Below are 24,004 nucleotides of genomic sequence, written 5' to 3'. Positions count from 1 at the left end.
TCACTCGATTGGGGGGAGCCCGGTGGTTGCGCAGGCCGTAAGGCCAGGCAGGTGGCCGATCTGGCGCCGATCTGGCGGAAATGCGGCAGCGGGGGGCGAGACAATTGTTTGCAGTTCACCCGGCCAGCGCGGGCTGCGCTGGCGCGATAGGCGAGGCGCTCAGGCCTGATCCTCGCCAGGCGTATCGGCGCGGTACTCAAGCAGGTCACCCGGCTGGCATTTCAGCGCCTCGCAGATTTTCTCCAGCGTATCGAAACGGATGCCCTTGACCTTGCCGGATTTCAGCAAGGAGAGATTGGGCTCGGTGATGCCGATGTACTGGGCGAGCTCGCGCGATTTCATCTTGCGCTCAGCAAGCAGGACATCAAGCCGGACGAGGATAGTCATAGGGTCAGGGTGCCTCAAACGCAAACGCAAACGCAAACTCAAACAAAGCTCTCATTCTCCAGCGCGACGCGCGCGGCCTCGACCATCGCCCAGGCGATGGCCAGCAGCAAGCCGCCCAGCAAGCCCAGCATCACGTCGCCGAAGGTGATGATCACCACCATGTAGGGGCCATTGGCCGCCGTGCTGGCCAGGGTCATGGCCAGCACCGTCTTGGTGAGCGGAACCACCCCGCTGAACGCCGTCACCACCAACGCCACGCGGCGCAGGCGCACGGCCGTCTCCAGGGTCAGGACCGCGCCGCTCGCCAGGGCCGCGAACAGACTGTGCGCTTGCATCAGTCCACTGACCAGCAAAGCCGTGGCCGCGCTCGTGATGGCCAGACCGAGCAACCGGTACGGCATCGACACCAGCAACTGCCCGCCTGGCGCAGGCCCGGCCAGGAACGCGCGCAGGTTCCGGTCCAGCTCCGCATCGGGAAGCAAGAACCAGAAGGCGATCAGGCCGGCCGTCGTCACGACGGCGCAGCAAAGTGTCAGCCACTGCATGCGGTGCGCGATGACACTAACGCGCGTTAACGCGCCGTCAGCGGGCAAGGAAAGGGAAAGGGGGTTCGGCATGCCGGTCTCCTGAAGGGATTGCGCATGGCAAAAAATTACTGTAAAACAGAAATGTTTTATCGTTTTACGGTAATTTATATTCGTTGGAGATTAAATTATATGCGTTCTCTCGCCTTCCCTGGTCGCCGCTTTCCCATCGCGCCTGCTGCCATGTTGATGCTTTTGTCGGCTGTGCCCGCGCATGCCGCAGCCGCGGAACTTGCCGCCAACTATTGGTACGTCGGCGGCGACCTCGATATTGCCCGCGACAAAGTCAGTACGAGCACGCCCGGATGGGCGGGCGGATCGTCCAACAATGTTGGATTTGGCTTGCGGGGCGGCTATCAGTTCTCGCCCTATGTGTCGGTCGAAGGCTCGCTAGCCAGTCTTGGCCGGGTCGTGGCCAAGAATGGCAACGCTAACGACAAATTTGACGTGAACGCCTTGTCCGTCAACGTAGTGGGCCACCTGCCCCTGACCGAGCGTTTTTCGCTGCTCGGCATCGCCGGTGTCAACTACATGCATGGCCGGCGCTCGGGCGATCTCGCATCGGGCAACAAGTCGCAGGGGCTTATCAGCCTGGGGGTGGGCGCGTCCTATGCGGTCACGCAGAGCTGGCGCTTGCGGATGCAGTACATGAACTACGGCAAGCTCAGCTGGAAGGGCAACGATGCTTCGGTCAAGAGCCAGGCGGTGTCGCTTGGCGTGGACTACCTGTTTCGCTGAGGCAGGCGCATCGCACTGGTGCCAATGACCCCGGGGTCTTGGCGCCGGGCACGCAAATCACACGCGCCGCCTTGCCGCGCAAGCGCATGGGCAGCGGCGTTACCAATACTTCAATCATTCAATACTTCAATGGCTATGACCATCAGGACAATCGCAGGCGTTGCATGGATCGCGGCTAGCTGCGCGCTCGCCGGCTGTGCGCCAACCCAGCTTGCCAGCCCGGCCGCATCGGCGGTCAGGATCACCCACAACGAGCCTGCCGCCGGATGCACCTATCTTGGCGACGTGACCGGCAGCCAGGGCGATTTTGTGCGCGGCGCCATCACGGCCAATGCGGATCTGGAGACTGGTGCACGCAATGACATCAAGAACAAGGCAGCGGCAATGGGCGGCAATCTGGTGTACCTGCTCACCCAGCGCGCAGGCCAGACCGGCAGCAGGGATCGCCTGGAACAAACCAATGTGACGCTGTCAGGCAACGTGTATCGCTGCGCGTCCCCAGGCGCGCACTAGCGCGTCGGGGTCGCGGCGCGAACAGGGATCAGGCCAGCTTCTCTTTGAGGATGTCCTGCGCGGATACCGGCTGGCGGCCCCGCTTGCGCCGGTAGTTGCCGTCCGCGTCCATTTCCCAGGTGTCGCGGTTGTCCTTCAGGTAGACCTTCAGCCCTTCCTCGATCACGCGATCCTTGAGGGCTTTGTCCAGCACGGGGAAGCAGACCTCGATGCGCCGGAAGAAGTCGCGGTCCATCCAGTCGGCGCTCGATAGCCGCACGTCTTCGGCCTTGTCGTTGTAGAAGTAGAAGATCCGCGCATGTTCCAGAAACTGGCCGAGCACGGAGCGCACACGGATATTCTCCGACAGGCCCGGAATGCCAGGACGCAATGCGCAGGCCCCGCGCACGATCAGCTCGATCCGCGCGCCATCGCTGGATGCCTGGTACAGGGCCTGGATGAGCTTGGGCTCCAGCAAGGCGTTCATCTTGGCGATGATCAATCCCTTGCGGCCAGCCTTGGCGTGCTTGCCTTCGCGGCGGATGGCTTCGAGCAGCGCCGTATGCATGGTGAACGGCGATTGCCAGAAGTGCGCCAGCGTGCCGGGGTGGCCCAGCCCGGTCAGCTGGGAGAACACGTTGGCCACATCGTCGACGAGCGCTTCCTTGCAGGTAAACAGGCCGAAGTCCGTGAAGCTCCTGGCCGTCTGCGAGTGATAGTTGCCGGTGCTGATATGCGCGTAGCGCCTGAGCTTCTTCCCTTCGCGGCGCACCACCATGGCCATCTTGGCGTGGGCCTTGTAGCCAACCACGCCGTACACCACGTGCGCGCCGGCTTCTTCAAGCTGGGCTGCCCAGTTGATATTGGCTTGCTCATCGAAGCGGGCGAGCAACTCCACCACCACGCTGACTTCCTTGCCTCTGCGCGCGGCGCCGATCAGCGTCTCCAGCAGGGCTGAGTCGTTGCCGGCGCGGTACACCGTCTGCTTGATGGCCATCACCTCCGGATCTTCCGCGGCCTGGCGGATGAAATCCACCACGGGCGAAAACGACTGGTACGGATGGTGCAGCAGGATATCGCCGTCGCGGATGGCGCGGAACATGTCGGGCTGGTCCTGCAGCGCCTTAGGCAGGCCGGGCCGGCACGGCGGGTACTTCAGGTCATCGCGGTCCACGCTGTCAGGAACCGGCAGCAAGCGCACCAGGTTGACCGGGCCATTCACCGAGAACACCTCGGCATCTTCCAGGCCGAACTGGTTTTGCAGGAAGCGGGTCATCTCCTCTGAGCAGTTGTCCGCGACCTCGAGCCGCACCGCATCGCCAAAATGCCGCTGCGGCAGCTCGCCCTGCAGCGCATCGCGCAGGTTCTTGATTTCTTCCTCGTCGACGAACAGTTCGCTGTTGCGGGTGACGCGGAACTGATAGCAGCCGCGCACGCGCATGCCGGGAAACAGCTCGCAGACGTGGGCATGGAGGATGGACGACAGGAACACGAAGCCGTGTTCGCAGCCGGAAATCTCCTTGGGCAGCAGGATCACGCGGGGCAGGGCCCGGGGCGCCTGCACGATGGCCGCGTTCGCTTCTCGGCCAAAGGCATCCTTGCCTTCGAGCTCCACGGCGAAGTTCAGGCTCTTGTTGAGCACGCGCGGAAACGGGTGCGCCGGGTCCAGGCCGATGGGGGTGAGCACCGGCATCAGCTCGCGGAAGAAATAGCTGCGGATCCACTCGCCCTGTTCCTGCGTCCAGTGCGGACGGCGCAGGAAGCGGATTCCCTCGCGGTCCAGGTCCGGAACCAGCACTTCGTTGAACAGGCGGTACTGTTCCGCGACCAGCTTGTGCGTGCGGGCGCTGACAAGCGCGTAGATCTGCCGCACGTCCAGTCCATCCGGGCCGGTGGTCGCAGGCGCCTGCAGCTTGATCTTCTCCTTCAGGCCGGCAACGCGGATCTCGAAGAACTCGTCCAGGTTGCTGCTGAAGATGCAGAGGAAGCGCAATCGCTCCAGCAACGGAATGTCGCGGTTCTCGGCCTGGGCGAGCACGCGCCGGTGGAACTCCAGCTGGCTGGCCTCACGGTTCAGGAAGAGCTGCGGTGCGTTGGCGCCGAGGTTGGTGCTGGCACTGGCGAGGAAGTCCGATGGAGCGCCGTGAACGTCACTCGGCACCAGGGGCAGGGAAGGGGCGATCTCAAGTGGAGCTGCCGAGCCTTCTTCCATGATTCGCTTCAATCCTTCTCTGGGAATGGATCATCGTGCACCGATGACCTGTTGGAAAAATATTACCGCGCGCCGCGCCGCTTGAGGAGTGGTCGCCGTGCACGTTTCCCGATCTGTACCAAGGCCGTGTGGTTGGCGGGCCACGGACAGATTCTGGGGAGGGGGTGTCTGGCCGTGGCTGTCTGGCGGGAAAACCCTGCCGGGAGTGAGGCTCTGCACCCAATGGCAATTGCAGCTACCCTGTCTCGCAGTGATGGACTGACACCGAGAAAACACAATGCAAAAGACACTGAAAATCGATTTTGTCTCCGACGTCGCGTGCCCGTGGTGCGCCGTAGGCCTGAGTTCGCTGCAACAGGCGCTGGCGCGGCTTGGCGATGACGTTTCGGCAGACATTACGCTTCGCCCATTTGAGCTCAATCCGGACATGGGGCCGGGAGGCGAATCGATCCAGGATTACATGGCGCGCAAGTATGGCCGCACCGAGGAGGAAATTGTGCAAAGCCAGGCCATGATCCGCCAGCGTGGCGCCGACGTCGGCTTTGAGTTTGGCTCTCGTACCCGCGTGTACAACACGTTCGACGCGCATCGGCTGTTGCACTGGGCAAGCCTGGAAGGGCGTCAGCTGGCGCTGAAGATGGCGCTGTTCCGTGCGTATTTCACGGAGTCCAAGGATTCCAGCAATCACGAGGTCCTCGTCGAGGCAGCGGCTGCGGCCGGCCTGGACGCCGAGAAGGCACGTACGGTGCTGTCCGGCGACGCCTATGCGGCGGAAGTCCGTGAGATGGAGAAGCACTATCAGGACATGGGCATCCGTTCCGTGCCTTCGATCATCTTCAATGACCAATACCTGGTGAGCGGCGGGCAGCCGGTGGAGGCGTTCGAGAACGCCATTCGGGAGGTGCTGGCAAAAGGCTGAAGGGGCACATGACTATCCATGACGGCTGCGCCAAGCCCCGCAGCCATGGACGTCCTGCGCACGGGGTCTCGGCGCGTCGCGCAGGCTGAGGCGCTCGAGGCTTGCTCCCTGCAAAGCGTTGCCTTTCTGCATACGTACTATCACCTAATGCTGCATTGCGTCATTTCCTTTGCTATGATTAGGGAAAACCCGATGAGGGTAATCCCTGAAGGAAAGTAGCCATGAACACGCAAAGCGACATCAAGATGACCGACCAAATGGACCGCGATCTGATCGAGCGCGAACTTGGTCCCCGCAGCCCCAGCCTGGTGGCAGACGTGAAGAGCGCCATCTCCGCCGTCCAACATATGCTGAGCCGCCTGCAGAACCAGGCACGCAAGGCAAAGATCGTCTACGCGAACGGCTGATCGTTCACGTAGCGGCATCGCATGGCGGGAGGCGTCTCCCGCGCAGCAAGACCGGCCTATACGCCGCTCCGTCGGAGCGCAGCGGGGCCGGTTTTTTTTATGGGTGTCTCGCGGAACTGGCGCAGCGGCGCATCCGATAGCTCCGGTGCTCAATCCTGCATTGGAGGATTGGCGTCTTCCCGCGAGACGATTTGCCTTCCCTCCTTCACCCACCGTGTCGGCGGTTTCCCGAACTGCGCCCCAAACCACCGCGTGAACGCGCTCACCTCTGAGAATCCAAGCAGATCCGCGGTACGCGATATGGACTGCTGCTGGCTCTGCAGATAGCGCTCGGCCAGTTCGCGGCGTACCTGATTGACCAGGCCCGAGAATGTTTCCCCGCGCTGCTCCAATTGGCGCTGCAGCGTCCTCGGGCTGACCCCGAGGTTCTGCGCAACCTGTTCCACCGCGCTGCGGCCGCGCGGCAGCAGCAGGTGAATTGCCCGTCGTGCGTCAGCCGCTACGGAGTGCTCATTCGAGGGCGATTGCAGGTCAAGGAAGCCCCTGGCGTACCTGGCCAGGCTGGCATCGGCCAGGGGGTTCACTCGATCCAGATCCTGGCTCGACAGGACCAGGCCATCGAATTCGCAGCCAAATTCGACCTGCTGGCCGAACAGGCGATGGTGCACCCGCAGGTCCGCAGGGGCCGCATGCGAAAAGTGCACGCAGCGGGGTTTCCATTGGGCGCCAAGTATGGCGCGGATCAGGCAAAGCACCGCGCCTACGGTCAACTCCATCGCCTGCCGGCCGGGTTGCTGCCTGCCGGTCAGCAACGTCACTCGCAGGACCGCAATATTCGCATGCTCGGTGAACTGCGTCGCGACAGAGTCGCTGAGCAGGTGGCGATAACGCTCGACCTCGGCCAGCGCATCCCGCAGTGTGGGCTGATGCTGCAGCGTCAGGCCGACCGGGCCGAAGTCGGATAACCGCCACGATTCGCCCATGAGCAGCCCGAGCGAATGGCAGCCAGTGATTCGCGCGGATGTCTCCAGCACCTCCGCGAGCCGGAATTCGGGGATGCGCAGGTCGGGCGTGTGCAGGCATTCCCGGTCCAGGCCGACATGGGAAACCATCTGCACCGGGTCGATACCCGCAGCGCGAGCGATCCCGGAGTACTTCGTGAGGGAGGCGCTGCGAACCAGGACGGTCATAGGGGGCACTTTCCGAAGAGGGATAGTCAGGTTGATCGAAGGCCTGCGCAATCTACCGATGAAGCCGCTGGCCTTCGCCTGGCTGCCAGTATCGGTCATGCATTGCATACGCCGCCGGCGCCGCTTTTCCGTGCAGTGACTCAGGCCGGGAATCCACTGTCATGGATGGTCAATTTCTGGCGTGGCCTGTCAAAGGTCCTGCGCATGCGTGAGCCGACAATCAACCCAGGCTACCGAATGATAGTGGCAGCAGCAATAGACAACAACAGGAGACGGAATTGGCAAATGCCGTTCGCATGTATGAGGTGGGAGGGCCAGATGCCCTCCGTTACAAGGATGCCGAGGTTGGCGAGCCGGGTCCCGGCGAGGCGCGACTCCAGCACGGCGCGGCGCGTCCGCGCTACGCCGGCACGTATTTCCCTAGTGGCACTTGCCCTGTGCCGCTGCCCAACGGCACCGGGATCGATCAGCGCCATGCGCTGCAGGACGCGGTCCAGGCCCATCGGGACCTGGAGTCACGCAAGACCACCGGCTCGTCAATTTTTGCTGTGTAAAGGAAGCCCTCCATGCACGTAGAACCTCTTACCTGCACCATCGGAGCCGAAATCGGCGGCGTCAACCTGGCCGATGCAGCGCGCGATAACGCGTTGTTTGCCGAGATCAAGGCGCTGCTGCTCAAGCACAAGGTGCTGTTCCTGCGGGACCAGGATATCAGCCGGGCCGATCACGTGGCCTTCGCCCGCCGTTTTGGCGAACTGGAGGACCACCCGGTCGCCGGCAGCGACCCGGATCATCCCGGCCTGGTACAGATCTATCGCAGCGACAAGCGCGAGAACTACGAGAACAGCTACCACACCGACGGCAGCTGGCGCGAAACCCCAACGATGGGCTGCGTCCTGCGTTGCATCGAATGCCCGCCGGTCGGCGGCGACACCATCTGGGTGAACATGGCCGCGGCCTACGAGAACCTGCCCGAGGAAATCAAGGAGCGCATTGCCGGCCTGCGCGCCAAGCATGGCATCGAACATTCATTCGGCGCGGCGATGAGCCCGGAAAATCGCGCCAAGCTTGCCGCGCAATACCCCATGGTCGAACATCCCGTGGTGCGCACGCATCCGGAGACTGGCGAGAAGGTGCTCTACGTCTGCGGCTTCTCCACGCATTTCGCGAACTTCCATACCCCAGAGAACGTGCGCTACGGACAGGACAAGACTCCGGGCGCGAGCCATCTGCTGAACTACTTGATCAGCCAGGCGGCGATTCCTGAATACCAGGTGCGGTTCCGCTGGCGGCCTAACAGCGTGGCCATTTGGGACAACCGCTGCACCCAGCACTACGCGGTACAGGATTACTGGCCGGCCCCGCGCAAGATGGAGCGCGCAGCCATCATCGGCGACAAGCCGTTCTGAGGCGCGCCAGTTGCCGCCAAGCCTTGCCCCACCTCTATAAATGGAGACATGCCGTGAACTATCTTGATGGATCCCTGTTCCCTGAAAATCAGCAGCCATTGATCATCACTGCGGCGCCCTACGCGCCGGGTTGGCTGCCGTCCGATTTCCCGGAAGACATCCCCGTGACGATGGAAGACCAGATCCAGAAGGCGGTGGACTGCTACAACGCCGGCGCGACTGTGCTGCACCTGCATGTGCGCGAACTCGATGGCAAAGGCTCGAAGCGTCTGTCCAAGTTCAACGAGCTGATTGCCGGGGTGCGCCAGGCTGTGCCGGAGATGATCATCCAGGTGGGCGGATCGATCAGTTTCGCGCCCGAAAATGAGGGGGCTGCCGCCAAGTGGCTGTCCGACGACACGCGCCACATGCTGGCCGAACTTGACCCCGTTCCGGACCAGGTGACCGTCACGGTCAACACGTCTCAGATGAACGTGACGGAGCATGCGGAACTCGCGGATTTCAAGGGCACCTCGCGCGAGAATCCCGCGATCTTCAACGCGTACAAGGAAATGACGGTCCCCGCCCAGCCTGGCTGGGTGGAAGAACACATCCGCCGCCTTACCGCAGCCGGTATCCAGAGTGCCTTCCAGTGTTACAACATCAATAGCTTCGAGTCCGTGGAGCGGCTGATTCGGCGTGGCGTCTACAAGGGCCCGCTGGTCATGAACTGGGTGGCTATCAGCGGCGGCATGGATGCACCCAGCATCTTCAACCTCGCCAACATCGTTCGTGCGGTCCCGGATGGCGCGGTGCTGACCGTCGAAAGCTCCGTGCGCAACGTGCTTCCTGTCAACATGATGGGTATTGCCTCGGGCTTGCATGTACGTTGCGGCACCGAGGACTGCCTCTGGAACCAGTCGCGCACGGCCAAGATGAGCACGGTGAAGCAGATTGAGCAGCTGGTGCGCATCGCGAGTGAGTTCGGCCGCAAAGTGGCAACGGCCCAGGAAGCGCGCGACATCCAGAAGATTGGCGTGTTCTATGACACCGTCGAGGAGACGCTGGCTGCCAACGGCTTCGCGCCGAACCGCAATGGCGGCAATCAGGGCTTCCTGCGCAAGGCTGCCTGATTCGGGCCGGTTGGAACCGACGTTCAGTCAACAGAAGGGCAAGGGCGGAAAGTAGCCGGCTCTCGACGAAGCCGGTCTCTGCCCTGACCAGCCCTCGCAATTTCGGAGACAAAAGTGAATCAAGCAGAACTGTCGGCGCGCCGCAGGGCGTCGCTGTCATCTATGTTCGGCCTTGCGCTGTCGCTCGCGTTGCCAGCCGTGCTCCCGTCAACCGCCTATGCCCAGGCGTGGCCGGCGAAGCCCATCAGGATCGTGGTCGGCGGCCCGGCTGGCGGCACTGCCGACACGCTCGGGCGTTTGCTCGCCGAGGGCATGACCCATGCCTTCGGCAAGCCCGTGATTGTCGAGTCAAGACCTGGCGCCGCTGGGGCGATCGCCGTGGGCGCACTGTTGTCTTCGCCGCACGATGGCTACACGCTCCTGCTGATTCAGGGCGGCATCGTCTCCGAGACACCCCTTGCCGTCAAGGTGTCGTTCAACCCCTTCAAGGACCTGAAGCCGATTGCCCAGGTCGCCAGGACGGGGCTAGTCCTCGTCGGCAACCCGAAACTGCCCGCGAAGAACCTGAGCGAGCTTGTTTCCTACATCAAAGGCAATCCTGGAAAGGTTGACTACGCATCCTATGCCACGGGCATGCGGGGGCAGACCATGGGCGTGCAGTTCAACCGACTGGCTGGTCTCGATATGGACCACGTTGGCTACAAGGGCTCGCCGCCCGCGCTGCAGGATGTCATGGGTGGCCATGTTCCTTTGATGTTTGACGGGCTGGCCACATCGCTTCCCCTCATCAGTGCAGGCAAGCTCAAGGCCTATGCCGTGGCCTATCCGAAGCGGATTCCGGCCCTGCCCGACGTGCCGACCGTCGCCGAGCTTGGCTATCCCGCCATGACCGAATCCGGCTGGATGGGCCTCTGGGTGCCGCCCGACGTACCGGATGCGGTGCAGGAAAAGATCCGCGCCGTCACGCTCCAGGTTACGCAGCAGCAGGGCACTCGGGACCGGATCACAGCCATGGGGATGGAAGCGGGGCTGCCGCTGAGCAGCGATGCGCTCTCAAAAGAAGCCCGCGCCGCCTACGAGCGGCAGGGGGAACTCCTGCGTTCGATTCACTTCGTTCCGGAGTGATCTGCAAGCCTGAGTCTGAGCCGCCCGGTGGGCGTAGCCGCCGTCGAGCGCGCGATGGCGGGGCCGAAGACACTGTCATTCACTGAGAAAAACACCATGCAAAATGCGCTCCCTGCGCGCGCGGACCAGCCAATCCAGTCCAGGCCGGGCCTACCCGGCCTGGTGCTGCCGCAGACCTCGCTCTGGGCCAACCTCGAGGTGTCCGCGCACCGCTATCCGGACAAGGCCGGAATCCGCTATTTCGGCAACGCCACCAGTTTTCGGGAATTACATACCCAGGCCACCGCGCTGGCAGGCTGGCTGCAGCAGAAGTGTGGCGTGAAGAAGGGCGATCGGGTGCTGTTGTATATGCAGAATTGCCCGCAGTTCATCGTCAGCTACTACGCCATCCTGCGCGCCGATGCCGTGGTGGTGCCGGTTAATCCGATGAACCGTGCCGAGGAATTCAGGCACTACGTCGCCGACGCCGGGGCACGCGTGGCAATCTGCTCCGCGGACCTGGCCTCCGTTGCGGAGCGGGCGACGGGTGAGCTCGCGTTGGCCGACAGGCTGCAGCATCTGCTGGTGACCTCGTATGCCGACGCGCTGCCGCCCAGCCACGAGTTTGCGGAAGACACGCCGCCAGCCTGGCTGACCATGTCGCATCCGCGGCCAGCCGGCGCCATGCCATGGGCCGAGGCGCTCGGCGCCGGCTTGTTACCCGGACCGCATACTGCGGGGCCCGACGACATGGCGGTCATGCCGTACACCTCGGGGACCACCGGGTTCCCCAAGGGCTGCGTCCACACCCATCGCTCGGTCATGCAGAGCGTGGTGGGCGGCCGGGCCTGGTATGACAGCAGGCCCGAGTCCGTGTCCCTGTCGGTGCTGCCGTTGTTCCATGTGAGCGGCATGCAACACGGCATGAACGTTCCCATCTACAGCGGCGCCACCGTGGTGATGCTGCCGCGCTGGGACCGTGAAGTGGCGGGCCGGCTGATTTCGCGGCATCGGATCACTCATTGGACCTGCAATCCCACCATGGTGGTCGATTTCCTGGCCAGCCCGAATGTGGCGGAGTTCGACCTGTCCAGCCTGCACCATATTGGCGGCGGCGGCGCGGCGATGCCAGAGGCGGTGGCCGACCGCCTGCGCGAAACGCTCGGCCTGAGTTTCCTGGAAGGTTACGGTCTATCCGAAACCATGGCCGCGACGCACGTCAATCCGGCAGCCAGGCCCAAGCTGCAGTGCCTCGGGCTGCCGACATCCAACCTGGACGCACGCGTGGTGGACCCCGTCACGCTCAAGGAACTGCCGCCCAACGAGATCGGCGAGATCATCGTCAGCGGTCCGCAGGTGTTCAAGGGGTACTGGGGCAAGGACGATGCCACCCGCGACGCCTTCGTTGAGATCGAAGGCAAGACCTTCTTGCGCACCGGCGACCTGGGCCGCATGGACGAAGAGGGCTACTACTTCATTACCGACCGGCTCAAGCGCATGATCAATGCGTCGGGCTTCAAAGTATGGCCTGCCGAGGTGGAGAACCTGCTGTACAAGCACCCCGACGTCCAGGAAGCCTGCATCATCGGCACGCGCGACCCGTACCGCGGCGAGACCGTCAAGGCGGTGGTGGTGCTGCGCGCCCATGCCAAGGGCAAGACCACGTCGGAGGACATCATCGAATGGGCCAAGAAGAACATGGCGGCCTACAAGTACCCGCGTACGGTGGAGTTCGTTGAGGCACTGCCGAAGTCGGGCACCGGCAAGGTGATGTGGCGCCAGCTTCAGGAGGCCGAGAATGCACAGTCCGTGGCCGGCGCTTGAAGGTGCCTGCGCGCCGAAGGTTGTGGAGCGTCAGGCGCGCCGTGCGCCAGGCCTGCTGGCCTGAAAGGATAGCGAGTGTGAGCAAGGCTACCCCTTAGTTTTATTTATGTCGACAATAAAAATCATGACTGCTATGATCGCGCCAACGATAGCCTGGGCAGGTGCAAATGGCTCGTCACGCGATTGCTTCGCGCGGTTGGTTCAGTGAGGCACGCAGCACTTGGCAGGCTGGGTCGTAGTCCAAAAAAGTGGGGGAGACGATGTCACTACTGAAAAAGCTGCTCGCAGTTGCGCTGTGCGCCGAGACAATCATTGCCTTGTGCGCGCCAGGCCCGGTCCAGGCACAGGAAGCCTGGCCCGCGCGCCCGATTCAAATGATCGTGCCCTCGTCCGCCGGATCGGGAACCGACTCGCTGGCGCGGGTCATGGCTCAACGCCTTTCCGAATCGCTGAAGCAGGCTGTGGTGGTAGAGAACCGGCCGGGTGGCAGCGGGGTGATTGGGACCAACGCCGTCCTCAAGGCGGCGCCGGATGGCTACACGATTCTCTACACAACGGCGTCCAACATGGTGGTTGCGCCAGCAGTCATCAAGTCCATTTCCCAGGAGGCAAGAAAGAGCCTCATGCCGATCGCACAGACGGCGGTGGGTGGGGTGCTGCTGCTGGTGAGCCCGGATCTGCCGGTCTATGACTTGCCTGGACTCATCGAGTTCGTGAAGGCAAATCCGGATAAGTACAGCTATGGAAGCTGGGGCACCGGGTCGTCCGCGCACTTGACGATGGAATGGTTGAAGAAGCAGACCGGCATGAAGACCGAACACGTTGCATATCGGACCTCCAGTCAACTGCTCACCGAGCTTTCCTCGGGGGTGCTCAAGATCGGCTGGACCGATCCCAGCGTGGCGGTTCCGTTCCTGCGTTCCGGGAAGGTGCGCGGCATTGCCATTGTGGGCAACGTGCGGTCTCCCCAGCTTGCCAACGTCAAGACGATGGGCGAACAGGGCTACAAGTTCGGCACCGTGGGATGGTTCGGCATGTTCGCGCCGGCCGGAACCAGTCCGGCGATCGTGAAGCGGTTGGCGGATGAGGTCAACAAGGTGCAGGCGTTGCCGGAGATCGCGGCCCTGATGAAGAGGCAGAACTTCGAGCCGCCACCGGTAAAGTCCTCCGCGCAACTGGCCGAGATCGTCCAGAGCGATCTGCAAGTCTGGACGAAGATCGCCAACGACGCGGGGATCCGGCTCGAAGAATAAGAGACGGCTCCCGGCCGGGGGCTAAGGAGTTATTGCGTGAATTGCTCTGGACTTTCGGGTGCGGGCCCTGCCCCTGCATCGTCGCGAACTCTGCGCGTTGATTTCTATCTTGACCTGATATGCCCTTGGTGCTGGATTGGGTTGCGTAATCTGCGTTCAGCAGTTGCCCGCGTGTGTCATAAAAAGGCAAGCTCAAGACGTGCAAGGTAAAGCGGGAGGTGGCGGCAGGCCAGATGATTCACTGGCGCGAAGGACACGCTGACATCAACCGGTTAAGGGAGATTCGCTCGCGTACCGCCGTGCCGAAGATGGCGCTGCACATGGGGTTCTACAGCTCTCTCATCTAGTTCGACATTCTCAATATTCACATTTCATCTTGGAGATCCATCATCATGAACTTCCTTGACGGCCACCTGTATCCCGAGAACCAGCAGCCTCTGATCATCACGGCCGCTCCCTATGCACCGGGCTGGATTCCCTCAGACTTTCCGGAAGATATCCCTGTCACAATGGAGGAGCAGATCCAGAAGGCGGTGGATTGCTACGAAGCCGGTGCCACCGTGCTGCACCTGCATGTGCGCGAACCCGATGGCAGGGGCAGCAAGCGCCTGTCCATGTTCAATGAGCTGATCGCCGGGGTGCGCGAGGCCGTGCCCGAGATGGTCATCCAGGTGGGTGGCTCGATCAGCTTTGCGCCCGAGGACGATGGCTCCGCAGCCAAATGGCTCTCCGACGACACGCGGCATATGCTGGCCGAACTCGATCCGAAGCCCGACCAGGTGACGGTGACCGTCAACACCACGCAGATGAATGTGACAGAGCATGCTGGTCTGGATGACTTCAAGGGAGTTTCGCGGGGATTCCCGCACCTCTATGCAACCTACAAGGACATGATCGTGCCTTCGAACCCCAGCTGGGTCGAGGAGCATATCCGGCGCCTGACAGCCGCCGGAATCCAAAGCGAGTTTCAGTGCTACAACATCAACAGCTTTGAAACGATTGAGCGGATGATTCGCCGCGGCGTCTACAAAGGGCCACTGGTGATGAACTGGGTGGCTATCAGCGGCGGCATGGATCAAGCGAACATCTACAACCTGGCCAACTTCCTGCGTGCCGCGCCCGACGGAGCGGTGATAACGGTGGAGAGTTCGGTGCTGAATGTGCTGCCCGTGAATATGATCGGCATGGCTTTGGGCCTGCATGTGCGGTGCGGCATCGAGGATGTGCTCTGGAACCAGACCCGCACGGGAAAGAGCACCTCCGTCGAGCAGATCAAGCAATTGGTGCGTATCGCCGGCGAATTTGGCCGCCCTATAGCGACGGCGAAACAGGCACGAGAAATCATGCAGATTGGGGTCTTCTATGACACGGCGGAAGAGACGCTTCAGGCCAATGGCTTCGCCCCCAATCGTAACGGTGGCAACCAGGGATTTCTGCGCAAGCCCGCCTAAAGCCTCTCGGTAAGCATGACTGCCAACCGGGAGAGACCACAGTCGGCTTTCTCAAGCCGACTGTGGCAATCGTAATGATTGATACAGAACAGGAGACAACATGGCGAAAGTCGTTAAATTCTACGAAACGGGCGGCCCCGAGGTCCTTCGGCTTGAAGACGCTGAGGTTGGTGAACCGGGACCGGGAGAGGTCCGCGTTCGTCACGTGGCCGTGGGCCTGAACTTTGCCGACACCTACTTCCGCGGCGGCACTTACCAGGTTCCGCTGCCCAGCGGCGTCGGTAACGAGGCAGCCGGTGTGGTCGAGGCAGTTGGTGCCGGTGTGACCCAGCTGGCGGTCGGCGACCGTGTGACCTACACGGGCTTTGTCAACACGCTAGGCGCCTACAGCACTGAGCGGTTGATTTCTGCCGCGCTGCTGATCAAGCTGCCGGAGGCCATCAGTTGCGAAGCCGCGGCGGCCATGACCATGCGGGGCTTGTCCGCCTCCTACCTGGTGCGCCGGATCTACCCCTTCGTGGCAGGTGAGGCTGTGCTGCTGCATGCCGCGGCAGGTGGTGTTGGCCTGATCGTTTCGCAATGGGCCAAATTGCTCGGGCTGACGGTGATCGGCACGGTGTCGACCGACGCCAAGGCCGAAATCGCGCGCGCTCACGGCTGTGATCACACGATCAACTACAGCCATGAGGATGTCGCCAAGCGCGTGCGGGAACTGACGGACGGCGTGGGCGTATCCGTGGTTTTCGACAGCGTGGGCAAGGCCACCTTCATGTCCTCGCTGGACTCGCTCAAGCGCCGCGGCCTGATGGTCTGCGTCGGTACCGCCTCCGGCACAATCCCGCCGTTCGATCCGCAAATCCTGGCTCGCAAGGGCTCGCTCTACCTGACCCGCCCGGGCCTGGCCGACTACATCGCCGATCCGGCCGAAAAGGCGGAACTGGTCGACGAGCTATTTGGCCACGTGGCGGCAGGGCGCATCCGTATCGAGATCAATCAGCGCTATGCCTTGGAGGACGCCGTGCAGGCACATCGGGACCTGGAGGCTCGAAAGACCACGGGCTCGTCCATTTTCGTGATTTGAAGGTTTCCCTTCCTGGGAAACGCGAGCCGGCAGGCTGGTTTGGCCTGCAAAACGTAATCCAGTGATCTGGCAGTCGGGTCAGGTTGTTCAGGGACCCGCTGCCAGTCCATGGCCACGAGGACCATGCGTTTGGCGATGCGGGCTACACGGAAGTAGGGAAACGCGACACAAACCGGGCGGCTCCGTGGCCGCGGACGATGACGGTATCGTTCACGTCTGCGATGGTCTTCGCGCCAAGCATGGCCATGTTTCGGTCGACCTCATCGAGCAAAAGCGTGATGGCGTGGCGTACGCCTTCGGCTCCCCCAACGGCCGCAGCATAAATAAAGGGTCGCCCCAGGAAGACAAAGCGGGCTCCTAGTGCCAACGCTTTGAGCACATCACCGCCTCGCCGGATACCGCTGTCCATCATGACGGTGGTCTTGTGCGCGACGGCCTCACAAATCTCCGGCAATACTGCGAGCGGTTCCACGGCACCGTCCAATTGGCGCCCACCGTGGTTCGAGACAATGATGCCGTCGGCGCCCAAGGCGACAGCGCGCTCGGCGTCGGACGTATGCAAAATGCCTTTTATGACCAGGTTGCCGCGCCATCGTTGCCGGATTCGCTCGATATCCGTCCAACTCAGGTGATCGCGCCCCGTCGTGTCGCGAATAGCGGAGGCCGACAAGATCGGCGCGCCGCGAGACGCAAAAGAATTCTCAAAATGCGGCATCCCACTCGAGATGAGCGTTCTGGCGAACGTTCCAGCCAGCCAACGCGGCCGGGACATGCCATCGAATGCCAAGCGCACGGATGGCCGCAAAGGCAAAGAGAAGCCAGTACGGACGTTATTCTCCCGGTTGGCCCAAACGGGAATATCAACCGTAAGGACAAGCGTAGCGAACCCGGCTGCTTCAATCCGCTCAATCAGAGCGTCCCTGCGTGTGGCGTCGCCTGGCAGGTACGCTTGGAACCACGTGCCTGGCGCGGCCGCATGAACGGCTTCCATTGGAATCAGGGACGTGCCGCTCATGATCGCGGGTATCCGCTCCTCCCGCGCCGTTTGCGCGAGGACCACGTCGCCGCGGTAAGCGGCAATCGCACTGATTCCAACGGGCGCCACGCCAAATGGAGACGCATAACGTTGCCCGAAGATTTCAGTCGCTTGCGACCTTCCCGACACATCGACAAGGACTTTGGGACGGAACTTGACCTCGTCGAATGCCGTCTTGTTCGCGCCAAGCGATTTTCCATCCTCCGCGGCGCCGGCAATATAGCCAAAGATCGGGCGCGGCAGGCTCTTCTTTGCCGCGACTTCAAAATCGGCAAGCGAGAGGATCGGTCGTAGTCGTCGATGAATCTGACGGTTGGCGCCATAGGCAGGCTTGGCAGGCATTCCCGCACTGGGGACGGCTTGGCTTTCTGCAACTTCTGTTAGAGATGTCATCTTGATTTGAAGCGTCTATCAGGCCCGACCGCTGTCACTATCAGCCACGCCGGATCACATTGACAATCAGGCGAACGTGCCTCGCTGGCGCATCAGCTCACGGAACAGCGCCGCATGTTTCTCGAACGGCGCGCGCCCGTGGAGGTAGAAGTAGTTGTTCAGGACAACCAGGTCGCCGACGGGCAGCGACACTTCCTTTGTTCCCGGCGATGCCTCCATGGAGGTCGACAGGTCGTTGAGAAATGCAGCCTCCTCGCGATTGCGAGGCTGTACGAACTGATCGATGAAGGACATCGACAACCCAAAGGCGTTCTGGAAGAAGAGCGGGCGCTCGACCCTATCGCTGACATTCTTGGACCCCGGCGCCTTGTAGAGGAACGGCTGCGTCCCGAGACGGTGACTGACAAACCGGTCACGGTCTTCCCAATCGTCCAGATGCAAGAATCGGGACTCCCCGCCCTTTGCATTCTCTTCTGCAAACTTCATCATCAACAGCCAGTCCGTCGCTTCGGTAACGAAGGTGCCATCGGTGTGCATCGTGAAGAGTCGATAGGCTTGGCGCAAATACGAGTCGCTATCGTCCGTGTGCTTGACCACGAAGCGAGCATAGTAGGTGCCCGACATCGCATCGTGATTGCCGGGGCCCAAGAGGTGCCCAATGGCAGTGCCGAAGCGAACGAAATCGTCGGCGTCCGTCGTCAGTCCCTGGAGGCCTACCGTAAAGCCACCGTGCTGCCGATCCTTCACAATGCCGTTGATGGTGGTCGCGAAGTCCTCACCGACATGCTTCGCGAGTACGTCCGCGAGCCCGTAGCGCATGAAGGGGACATACTCAAGGTTTTGAACATCGACCTTGCGTGCGTCATGCAGGAAGCCAAGAACGGCGTCGCGCTCAACGGTCACATGCAGGATGCGGTGGTGATCTGGGTGGGCAGACACCTGGAAGCGGGACTCGTCATTGGTGGCAAGCACTGACGCAGGAAGCGGGGCATTCATTGGTAGCTCTCCGGGAGTTGTATGGTGCTATTTCATCTGGATTATTTGATATGATCCAGATGGAAAACAGTAATCTTTGTTCCATAATTGAGATTAAAACGATGATTGATGTTCGCCAGTTGCAGTGCTTCGTCGCCGTGGCGGAAGAACTTCACTTTGCGAAGGCGGCAGATCGCTTGGGTCTCGCACAATCAGGGCTCAGCACCCAAATCCAACGCCTTGAACAAGACTTGGGCGTCACGCTCTTGAACCGCAACAAGAGGAAGCCGGTGTCGCTTACCGACGCGGGGCACCTGTTTCATGCCGAGGCTGTCGCCGCGTTGCGGCACATTGAGCGGGCCGACCAGGTGGGGCGCCTGGCTGCCCGAGGGCTGGCTGGCGTCATCCGTGTCGGCTATGTGGCATCTGGTGCGAGCAGCGGCCTTTTGTCCACGATGCTGAGCGAGTTTCGGAAATCGCACGAGATGGTCCGGATCGAAGTCGTGCCAATGGATACGCCGAGGCAGCTAGAAGCGCTCAGCGATGGCCAGATTGATGTGGGCATTGTCAGGCCCAGGCGGCTCTATCCGGCTGGCGTTATCACGAAAGTCGTACAGACTGAGCGTCTGCTGGCAGCAATGACAGCAAGCCATCCTCTTGCAAGGCGAGGGACGGTCCCAGCGCGCGCGTTAGCGGATCAATCGTTCATCGTCCCGCAGTTTACGGACGAGGAAGGCTTCGGGGATGCGCTATCCGCCCTGGGCAAAGCCGGAGGGTTCGCGCCTCATCTGGAATATCGCGTCCAGGATTTCATCTCCGCAATCTGCCTCGCGTCCGCGGGATACGGCGTGGCCATCGTGCCGGAGTCAATGCAGAATTTCTCCCAGCCAGGCATCTTCTACACAGAGATCGCCGATTTCAAATTCTCAGTGCACCTGGCGCTGGCGCATAGGCGCCGGGAAATATCCCCGGCGGTACGAGCCTTTGTGCAACTCGGAACTGAGGCTCTCAATGGCCGTGCATCGTAGACTCGGCAGTGCGCTCAGGCGCGTCGCGCTTCCGCGACGTAACACCATCTACCAATGAAGAACACGGTGAAGGGCAGTATTGCCGCGAACGGTAGCCAGCGCAAGGCGACTTGAAGACCAACCGCGTCTGCTGCCATGCCGGTGATAAAGGGGCCTGCCGCGAGACCCAATATATTGTTAAACAGCGTCAGTGTGGCAAATGCCGAGCCGTGAATGGCGGGCGGCGTGGCTCCGGCAATGAGCGCGCTACATGTGCCGAACGAGCTGGCAAGGAAGAACACCCCGGGCGCAAGTAGCGCGAGTTGCAGGTTACCTGGCGGCAAGCGGAACGCGATCGCCAGCAGAGTGCCTAACACAAGGCAATAGCCAATGGCCATGTTCCACCTCTTGAGCGACGAATCCCCGCTGATCCGATCGGTCATCACACCGCATATGAGTTGGCCCAGGCCGCTGACAAGAACAAGGCCGGCCGCCAGTGTGGCTGCTTCGCTGACAGGCATGCCCCAGTAGCGATTCAGGTAGCTGGGCAGCCATACGAACAGCGTGCCTTGAACGAAGATCTGCAGGGCGCAACCGAGGTAGGCACAAAAGACGGAACGGGACGGAAACAGGCCGGAGAGGAACGCGCGCGGTGTCAGTTTCACATGCCCGTGCACTGGAGTCCTGTTTGCATTGTCCGGTTGCGCACTTGCGAGCTTTTTCTCGGTGACCACGAAGTAATAGATGATCACCAGCACAAAGCCAAAGATCGCCATCAGACCCATCGACCATCGCCAGCCAAAGTGTGTCGCGATGATGCCGGAAAGCGAAACACCGAGCACGGACCCAAACGCTGCGGCGGACGTAAAGCCGCCGGCAATGCTAGACCGCATATGCCTGGGGAAGATGCTCATGAGCATAGCGAATCCGACACTTCCGTAGGCAGCCTCGCCGACACCAACGAACAAGCGCGCGACGAGCATCTCGTGATAGGTGCTGGCGATGGCGCACCCGAGCGTGGCAACACTCCACACCGCCACCATCAGTGCGATGCTTTTGACGCGCCCCCAGCGGTCCGCGATGATGGAAAATGGGAGGGTCAGCACGCCGACGGTCAACGGCACCACGCTGCTAATCGAACCGAGCTGGGTATCGGAAATCTGCCACTGCAGTTTCAAGAGTGGAAACAAGGCGTTGATCGCCTGCCGCGACATGTAGTCGGACAGCAGCAGGCAAAACATCAATGCAAATACCACCCACGCGTAGGGTCGCGCACCAGTGGTAGCCGACGCCGACTCAGCCGGCATCGCGTTACTCGTAGACACGTTCAATTTCTGTCTCCTCAGGACTTCTAGCGTCGGATCATCTAGCGTGGCGCTATTTCGCGCTTTACCTTGCACGCCTTGAACTTGGCTATTTATGACAGTCATCCGCTGACGCGGGGAACCGTGGTCGGGGCTAGCCAGCACTCTCTGGACATCTGAGCAGGGTTTTCCCTTTGCTTGCGCGAGTTGGTAACAACTTGTCGTGAACGGTCAAGCCGGTTGACCCGGCGCGATTCGACAATAGACGCACAAGCCTTTCTAAACGCGCAAAGCATCGCAATCAAAAGGGGTAGACATGAAGAAGCAGGCCAATCACTTGGGGTGGCGCGGTTGCGCCTTGGTAATCGGTGTTGGTGTCGCAGGGGGCATGTCCGTGGTCCAGGCGCAGGAGGCTTGGCCCAGCAGGCCGATCCGTCTGGTGGTGGCGGGGCCTGCCGGCGGCAGTGCCGATGCGTTGGCTCGGCTGCTTGCGCAAGGCCTGCAGCAAACATTGAGCAAGCCCGTGATCGTGGAGAACAAGGCTGGTGCCGCCGGTGCGCTGGCGATCAGCGATTTGCATTCCAACGGCAAGGATGGCTATACCTTCCTGGTTATCCAGGGCGGTGTCGTGAGCGAAGCGCCGTTGGCCTACAAGGTCCATTACAAGCCTTTTACGGACCTGAAGCCCCTGGCCCAGATCAGTCGCACGGGGCTGGTGCTGGTTGCCAACAAGGATGTGCCCGTCTCCAACCTGAAGCAGTTGGTGGAATATGGCAAGTCGCAAAAGGACGGCCTTGTTTTCGCCTCTTACGCTGCAGGATTGAAAGGCCACACCTCCGGCATACTGCTCGGGCAGCTCACGCATGTGCCAATGCGGCATGTGGGCTACAAAGGCTCTCCCCCGGCATTGAACGACCTGATGGGTGGCCATGTGCCCCTGATGTTCGATGGGGTGACTACCTCTTTGCCGCTGATCAAAGCGGGAAAGATCAAAGCGATTGCGTTGAACTATCCGACCCGGATTGCTGAATTGCCGGATGTACCGACTTTCAAGGAGCTCGGTTACCCGCAACTGGCGCAAGCCGGGTGGTTCGCGGTGTGGTCCCGCCCAGATGTCGCCCCGGCTGTCCAGGAGAGAGTTCGCGAGATAACACTGGCGTATTTCAAGCAACCCGCGGTGCAGAGCCACGTCAAGGACATGGGAATGGAGCAGGGGGGCGCCGCTACGCCGGAAGAGCTGATGGCGGACCTGAAGCAGGCATACCAGCAACAGTCCGCGCTGCTGAAGTCCATTAACTACCAGCCAGATTAACAAGAGGTCATTCTGCGCAAACTCGCCATGGCAGTCCGAACGGGCTTTGCGCAGTCATCGGCCAGTGTATGCGGCATCGTGGATCCGGCTCGTCCGTCAGGCAAGCATACGGATTGCGGTCGTCGAGTCTGGCTGGTCGTCCTTAGCGGGCGCTGCCGTCTTCAAATCCCGCCGGCCCGCTCCTTTTTCCCAGGCCGGCGGCATTCCGCCGTGGGTTCGGTCACGAGAGTTCGCGAATGAACTCTTTGGCTCGCGGCCATTCGCCATAGCCTGAAGCGGGATTCAAATGCCCGGCCTCGCCGAGTTCGACAAAGCGGCTGCCCCACGCCTTTGCCAGGCTACGGGCGCGATCGAGACGCATCAGAGGATCGTTGCTGCTAGCCGCAACGATGCTCGGAAACGGCAACGTGCCGCGAGGGATCGGCAGCCAGCCGTGGTCGCTCAGCGTGGCAAGCGTCGGATAGCCTGCCGGCATGGACGTTTCGAGGTCCGCGGGCGCCGCGAGCAGTGCGCCAAGGATCTCGCCTGTGGCGCCTCGGGCTGCCCAATGGGCGACCATCATCGCGCCTGCGCTGTGCGCCACGATGATCACCGGCCCCTCGATGGTGGCCAACGCGCGATCGATCGCGTTGACGCGGGCGGCGCAACTCAGCTTGTCTTGCTCAAGCGGTGCGACGCTGACGACGCGAGGCAGCGTCGCCGCAAGGAGGGTTTGCCAGTGTTCCGGCACATGGTCACGCAGGCCAGGGACGATGAGAACGGTCGATGCCGTAGAGGTCATATCGATCTTTCAGTAAGGCGCGTCACCGATGATGGCGGTACGCTCCATCTTGCGGTGGCACGGTGGATAATCCATCACTGCGTAGTGCTGGGTTGAACGGTTGTCCCAGAACGCAACGCTGTTCTTCTTCCAGCGAAAACGCACTTGGTATTCGGGGATATTGGCCTGACTGACCAGGTAGCTGAGCAAATTGCCGGCACCCGGCGCCTTGTCCAGCCCGAAGCGCACGTTGGCCGGCACATTGAAATTCGTGAAGTGCGTCGTAAAGCTCCCATTGACGAACAGCACTTTCTCCCCGGTTTCGGGATGGATGCGTACAACCGGGTGCTCGGCGTCCGGGTACTGAGCCTTCAGTGCAAGACGCTTTTCGATCGGCATGGCGGCACCGAAGCTCGCCTCGATGCTGTGGCGCGCGCGCAATGTGGCGATCTTCGTCTTGATATCCTCGGGCAACTGGTTGTAAGCCTCGACCATGTTGACCCACATCGTGTCACCGCCCACAGGCGGGCATTCGATGCAGCGCAGCACGCAGCCCATCGGAGGCTTTTCGCGCCAAGTGGCATCGGTATGCCAGGAATTCTCGTTGCGCTCGGGGGGGCTGTCCGGGGTCTTGTAGATCTGAACCAGTCCTGGGTAATCGGGATGGCTGCCTACCACCGGATGGTCCTCCAGTTCACCGAAGCGGCGCGCAAAGGCCACGTGCTGCGCGCGCGTGATGTCCTGGTCGCGGAAGAACACCACGCGATGCTTTAGGAGCAGCGCCCGAATCTCCGCCATCTGCTGGTCGTCCTCGGCAGCCGCGCCAAGGTTGACGTTGCTGAGTTCCGCGCCGATCGTGCAAGTGATGGGCTCAACCCGGATCGAATTGCCCAGCGAGGTTGCGCGGACCACTGCGGGTGCCGCCTTGAGGCGTTGATTCATGTGCGTGTCTCCGATTGTCGGTTAGGCCGATCGATCCTTGCGAGTTTGGATGTCGCGGGTATCTCCCGCTTGACAGTACATGACAGGGATTTATCATTCCATGTCAATGTCC

General features: G+C 61.7%; 24 protein-coding genes. 15 read left to right on the top strand and 9 right to left on the bottom strand.

Translation table 11 applies throughout. The annotated features are described in order from the left end of the window. Positions 1 to 159 precede the first annotated feature (159 nt). Together ACX12D_RS26795 and ACX12D_RS26790 are read right to left on the bottom strand one after the other, a co-directional pair. Positions 160 to 387, bottom strand: a complete 228-nt coding sequence (locus ACX12D_RS26795) for a helix-turn-helix domain-containing protein (protein ID WP_150991403.1) — start codon at positions 385 to 387, stop codon at positions 160 to 162. 38 nt (positions 388 to 425) lie between these two features. Continuing rightward, the gene (locus ACX12D_RS26790) at positions 426 to 1,004 is read right to left on the bottom strand and encodes a hypothetical protein (protein ID WP_459376446.1); all 579 of its coding nucleotides are present in this window, start codon (positions 1,002 to 1,004) and stop codon (positions 426 to 428) included. Between the two features lie 24 nt (positions 1,005 to 1,028). Between ACX12D_RS26790 and ACX12D_RS26785 the strand changes: the two genes are divergently transcribed. Further along, a complete protein-coding gene (locus tag ACX12D_RS26785) occupies positions 1,029 to 1,709 on the top strand; it encodes a porin family protein (protein ID WP_459376445.1) in 681 nt (226 codons plus the stop codon). Between the two features lie 135 nt (positions 1,710 to 1,844). Further along, the gene (locus ACX12D_RS26780) at positions 1,845 to 2,222 is read left to right on the top strand and encodes a DUF4156 domain-containing protein (protein WP_441639915.1); all 378 of its coding nucleotides are present in this window, start codon (positions 1,845 to 1,847) and stop codon (positions 2,220 to 2,222) included. A gap of 28 nt (positions 2,223 to 2,250) precedes the next feature. Here ACX12D_RS26780 and ppk1 read toward each other — a convergent pair whose 3' ends face one another. Beyond that, a complete protein-coding gene (gene ppk1 / locus ACX12D_RS26775) occupies positions 2,251 to 4,413 on the bottom strand; it encodes a polyphosphate kinase 1 (RefSeq protein WP_459376444.1) in 2,163 nt (720 codons plus the stop codon). A 277-nt stretch (positions 4,414 to 4,690) separates the two neighbouring features. Between ppk1 and ACX12D_RS26770 the strand changes: the two genes are divergently transcribed. Further along, on the top strand, positions 4,691 to 5,332 hold the full coding sequence (locus tag ACX12D_RS26770) for a DsbA family oxidoreductase (RefSeq protein WP_459376443.1): 642 nt from the start codon (positions 4,691 to 4,693) through the stop codon (positions 5,330 to 5,332). A gap of 221 nt (positions 5,333 to 5,553) precedes the next feature. Then, entirely contained in the window at positions 5,554 to 5,739 is a 186-nt protein-coding gene (locus ACX12D_RS26765) for a hypothetical protein (RefSeq protein ID WP_459376442.1), read from the top strand. 149 nt (positions 5,740 to 5,888) lie between these two features. On the opposite strand, the gene ACX12D_RS26760 is transcribed toward ACX12D_RS26765, so the two are convergent. Beyond that, entirely contained in the window at positions 5,889 to 6,929 is a 1,041-nt protein-coding gene (locus tag ACX12D_RS26760; protein ID WP_459376441.1) for an AraC family transcriptional regulator, read from the bottom strand. A 278-nt stretch (positions 6,930 to 7,207) separates the two neighbouring features. Between ACX12D_RS26760 and ACX12D_RS26755 the strand changes: the two genes are divergently transcribed. From ACX12D_RS26755 to ACX12D_RS26715, 9 genes are all read left to right on the top strand, one after another. Next, complete coding sequence (locus tag ACX12D_RS26755; protein WP_459376624.1) at positions 7,208 to 7,483, top strand: hypothetical protein; 276 nt, start codon at positions 7,208 to 7,210, stop codon at positions 7,481 to 7,483. Between the two features lie 12 nt (positions 7,484 to 7,495). Next, entirely contained in the window at positions 7,496 to 8,338 is an 843-nt protein-coding gene (locus tag ACX12D_RS26750; protein ID WP_441639910.1) for a TauD/TfdA dioxygenase family protein, read from the top strand. A 53-nt stretch (positions 8,339 to 8,391) separates the two neighbouring features. Further along, positions 8,392 to 9,450 (top strand): beta-keto acid cleavage family enzyme, encoded by a 1,059-nt coding sequence (locus tag ACX12D_RS26745; protein WP_459376532.1) that lies wholly within the window; start codon positions 8,392 to 8,394, stop codon positions 9,448 to 9,450. 114 nt (positions 9,451 to 9,564) lie between these two features. Further along, positions 9,565 to 10,575: a Bug family tripartite tricarboxylate transporter substrate binding protein gene (locus tag ACX12D_RS26740; RefSeq protein WP_459376440.1), complete on the top strand. Its 1,011-nt coding sequence runs from the start codon at positions 9,565 to 9,567 to the stop codon at positions 10,573 to 10,575. A gap of 96 nt (positions 10,576 to 10,671) precedes the next feature. Next, a complete protein-coding gene (locus ACX12D_RS26735) occupies positions 10,672 to 12,378 on the top strand; it encodes a long-chain fatty acid--CoA ligase (RefSeq protein WP_459376439.1) in 1,707 nt (568 codons plus the stop codon). A gap of 260 nt (positions 12,379 to 12,638) precedes the next feature. Then, on the top strand, positions 12,639 to 13,631 hold the full coding sequence (locus ACX12D_RS26730) for a Bug family tripartite tricarboxylate transporter substrate binding protein (RefSeq protein WP_459376438.1): 993 nt from the start codon (positions 12,639 to 12,641) through the stop codon (positions 13,629 to 13,631). Positions 13,632 to 13,667: 36 nt separating this feature from the next. Then, positions 13,668 to 13,841 (top strand): DsbA family protein, encoded by a 174-nt coding sequence (locus tag ACX12D_RS26725; RefSeq protein WP_459376437.1) that lies wholly within the window; start codon positions 13,668 to 13,670, stop codon positions 13,839 to 13,841. Between the two features lie 182 nt (positions 13,842 to 14,023). After that, complete coding sequence (locus ACX12D_RS26720; RefSeq protein WP_459376436.1) at positions 14,024 to 15,082, top strand: beta-keto acid cleavage family enzyme; 1,059 nt, start codon at positions 14,024 to 14,026, stop codon at positions 15,080 to 15,082. A 100-nt stretch (positions 15,083 to 15,182) separates the two neighbouring features. Continuing rightward, entirely contained in the window at positions 15,183 to 16,163 is a 981-nt protein-coding gene (locus ACX12D_RS26715) for a quinone oxidoreductase family protein (RefSeq protein WP_459376435.1), read from the top strand. Positions 16,164 to 16,305: 142 nt separating this feature from the next. On the opposite strand, the gene ACX12D_RS26710 is transcribed toward ACX12D_RS26715, so the two are convergent. Both ACX12D_RS26710 and glaH read right to left on the bottom strand, forming a co-directional pair. Further along, positions 16,306 to 17,592, bottom strand: coding sequence for an alpha-hydroxy acid oxidase (locus ACX12D_RS26710; RefSeq protein WP_459376434.1), 1,287 nt, complete (start codon positions 17,590 to 17,592; stop codon positions 16,306 to 16,308). A 66-nt stretch (positions 17,593 to 17,658) separates the two neighbouring features. Continuing rightward, positions 17,659 to 18,588, bottom strand: a complete 930-nt coding sequence (gene glaH, locus ACX12D_RS26705) for a glutarate dioxygenase GlaH (RefSeq protein WP_459376433.1) — start codon at positions 18,586 to 18,588, stop codon at positions 17,659 to 17,661. Positions 18,589 to 18,638: 50 nt separating this feature from the next. On the opposite strand from glaH, the gene ACX12D_RS26700 reads away from it, so the two are divergent. After that, positions 18,639 to 19,595, top strand: coding sequence for a LysR family transcriptional regulator (locus tag ACX12D_RS26700; RefSeq protein WP_459376432.1), 957 nt, complete (start codon positions 18,639 to 18,641; stop codon positions 19,593 to 19,595). Positions 19,596 to 19,609: 14 nt separating this feature from the next. Here the strand turns inward: ACX12D_RS26700 and ACX12D_RS26695 are convergent, their stop codons facing one another. Further along, positions 19,610 to 20,881: an MFS transporter gene (locus tag ACX12D_RS26695; RefSeq protein WP_459376531.1), complete on the bottom strand. Its 1,272-nt coding sequence runs from the start codon at positions 20,879 to 20,881 to the stop codon at positions 19,610 to 19,612. Positions 20,882 to 21,194: 313 nt separating this feature from the next. Between ACX12D_RS26695 and ACX12D_RS26690 the strand changes: the two genes are divergently transcribed. Then, positions 21,195 to 22,190 carry a Bug family tripartite tricarboxylate transporter substrate binding protein gene (locus ACX12D_RS26690; RefSeq protein ID WP_459376431.1) on the top strand — a complete coding sequence of 332 codons (996 nt, stop codon included), beginning with the start codon at positions 21,195 to 21,197 and terminating at the stop codon, positions 22,188 to 22,190. 220 nt (positions 22,191 to 22,410) lie between these two features. Here ACX12D_RS26690 and ACX12D_RS26685 read toward each other — a convergent pair whose 3' ends face one another. Further along, positions 22,411 to 22,971 carry an RBBP9/YdeN family alpha/beta hydrolase gene (locus tag ACX12D_RS26685; RefSeq protein ID WP_459376430.1) on the bottom strand — a complete coding sequence of 187 codons (561 nt, stop codon included), beginning with the start codon at positions 22,969 to 22,971 and terminating at the stop codon, positions 22,411 to 22,413. A 9-nt stretch (positions 22,972 to 22,980) separates the two neighbouring features. Then, positions 22,981 to 23,892 carry a TauD/TfdA dioxygenase family protein gene (locus ACX12D_RS26680; RefSeq protein WP_459376429.1) on the bottom strand — a complete coding sequence of 304 codons (912 nt, stop codon included), beginning with the start codon at positions 23,890 to 23,892 and terminating at the stop codon, positions 22,981 to 22,983. Positions 23,893 to 24,004: the final 112 nt, after the last annotated feature.

The sequence above is a fragment of the Cupriavidus sp. PET2-C1 genome (assembly GCF_054515855.1).
The sequence above is the reverse complement of the archived record's forward strand: the minus strand, read 5'-3'. Positions and strand labels throughout refer to the sequence as shown.

Coding starts and splice junctions, on each gene's coding strand:
- ACX12D_RS26720 (WP_459376436.1), top strand. CDS start 14,024: ATGAACTTCCTTGACGGCCACCTGTATCCCGAGAACCAGCAGCCTCTG.
- ACX12D_RS26735 (WP_459376439.1), top strand. CDS start 10,672: ATGCAAAATGCGCTCCCTGCGCGCGCGGACCAGCCAATCCAGTCCAGG.
- ACX12D_RS26730 (WP_459376438.1), top strand. CDS start 12,639: ATGTCACTACTGAAAAAGCTGCTCGCAGTTGCGCTGTGCGCCGAGACA.
- ACX12D_RS26770 (WP_459376443.1), top strand. CDS start 4,691: ATGCAAAAGACACTGAAAATCGATTTTGTCTCCGACGTCGCGTGCCCG.
- ACX12D_RS26680 (WP_459376429.1), bottom strand. CDS start 23,892: ATGAATCAACGCCTCAAGGCGGCACCCGCAGTGGTCCGCGCAACCTCG.
- ACX12D_RS26785 (WP_459376445.1), top strand. CDS start 1,029: ATGGCAAAAAATTACTGTAAAACAGAAATGTTTTATCGTTTTACGGTA.
- ACX12D_RS26750 (WP_441639910.1), top strand. CDS start 7,496: ATGCACGTAGAACCTCTTACCTGCACCATCGGAGCCGAAATCGGCGGC.
- ppk1 (WP_459376444.1), bottom strand. CDS start 4,413: ATGGAAGAAGGCTCGGCAGCTCCACTTGAGATCGCCCCTTCCCTGCCC.
- ACX12D_RS26760 (WP_459376441.1), bottom strand. CDS start 6,929: ATGACCGTCCTGGTTCGCAGCGCCTCCCTCACGAAGTACTCCGGGATC.
- ACX12D_RS26795 (WP_150991403.1), bottom strand. CDS start 387: ATGACTATCCTCGTCCGGCTTGATGTCCTGCTTGCTGAGCGCAAGATG.
- glaH (WP_459376433.1), bottom strand. CDS start 18,588: ATGAATGCCCCGCTTCCTGCGTCAGTGCTTGCCACCAATGACGAGTCC.
- ACX12D_RS26695 (WP_459376531.1), bottom strand. CDS start 20,881: ATGCCGGCTGAGTCGGCGTCGGCTACCACTGGTGCGCGACCCTACGCG.
- ACX12D_RS26710 (WP_459376434.1), bottom strand. CDS start 17,592: ATGACATCTCTAACAGAAGTTGCAGAAAGCCAAGCCGTCCCCAGTGCG.
- ACX12D_RS26765 (WP_459376442.1), top strand. CDS start 5,554: ATGAACACGCAAAGCGACATCAAGATGACCGACCAAATGGACCGCGAT.
- ACX12D_RS26700 (WP_459376432.1), top strand. CDS start 18,639: ATGATCCAGATGGAAAACAGTAATCTTTGTTCCATAATTGAGATTAAA.
- ACX12D_RS26715 (WP_459376435.1), top strand. CDS start 15,183: ATGGCGAAAGTCGTTAAATTCTACGAAACGGGCGGCCCCGAGGTCCTT.
- ACX12D_RS26780 (WP_441639915.1), top strand. CDS start 1,845: ATGACCATCAGGACAATCGCAGGCGTTGCATGGATCGCGGCTAGCTGC.
- ACX12D_RS26685 (WP_459376430.1), bottom strand. CDS start 22,971: ATGACCTCTACGGCATCGACCGTTCTCATCGTCCCTGGCCTGCGTGAC.
- ACX12D_RS26790 (WP_459376446.1), bottom strand. CDS start 1,004: ATGCCGAACCCCCTTTCCCTTTCCTTGCCCGCTGACGGCGCGTTAACG.
- ACX12D_RS26690 (WP_459376431.1), top strand. CDS start 21,195: ATGAAGAAGCAGGCCAATCACTTGGGGTGGCGCGGTTGCGCCTTGGTA.